The following is a 785-nucleotide window of genomic DNA, read 5'->3' as shown; positions in this document are numbered from 1 at the left end:
GCTGGCGTGCAGGCTATGCTCTGAACACTGCTGAGGAAGGGATCTGTGTCCTTGGGCGGATATCTGAACCCCCGGCTCGCTGTCGCGTTGCCGCTGGCGTACCTGGGCTTCCTCTTCGCGTACCGGGTGGGCTACCTCCTGACCATTCCGGAGTTCTATCCGGATCACCACACGTCGGTGCCACCGGTACTCGGCATCCCGCTTCTGGCGGTGCTGATCGCCGTGCAGGTGGCGGTCACGTTCGCGCGTGACCGGCGGCGTTGGACTTGGTGGCTGCTGCCTTTGCAGACAACACTGTGCGCCGCCGGGTATATCGGATTCGGCCTCAGTTGGGCGGTGGTCTTCGGCCTGCTGGCCGGTACGGTTCTGCTTCTCGGGCGGGGGATCTGGCCGTGGCTGGGCTACGCCACCGTCGTCGCGGCCGTCGCGGCCGCCACGGCGCTGTCAGGCGTGGCCGACACCGGGTTCATCCTCTATCAGGTGCTCGTCGTCGCGGCCAACGGCTTGGTCATCTTCGTCCTTACCCGCCTCTCCGACCTGGCGCGGCAGACCCACGCGACCCGGTCCGAGGTGGGCAGGCTGGCCCGCGTGGCCGAGCGACGACGAGCCGCTCAGCGGCTTCGAGCAGACCTCGGCGTCACACTCTCCGCCGTCATTCACGACGCCCGGCAGGCGGCAACGCGCGGGGACGACGGCGCTGAGCATGCGCGAAGCCCGATCGTTCGCAAGATCGTCCTCACTGCCCAATCCGCTGCACGTCAGGCACGTACGTTAACGACAGACGA

The 785-nt window shown here is 67.4% G+C and carries 1 pseudogene; it reads left to right on the top strand.

Going from position 1 to position 785, the window contains the following annotated elements:
- Positions 1–45: 45 nt before the first annotated feature.
- Positions 46–785, top strand: a pseudogene (locus ELR45_RS13295) (hypothetical protein); the annotation flags it as partial.

Source organism: Phytoactinopolyspora endophytica (assembly GCF_004138495.1).
GTDB classification, from domain to species: domain Bacteria; phylum Actinomycetota; class Actinomycetes; order Jiangellales; family Jiangellaceae; genus Phytoactinopolyspora; species Phytoactinopolyspora endophytica.
Note: the sequence above shows the minus strand (reverse complement) of the source record. Positions and strands in the feature narration are given on the sequence as shown.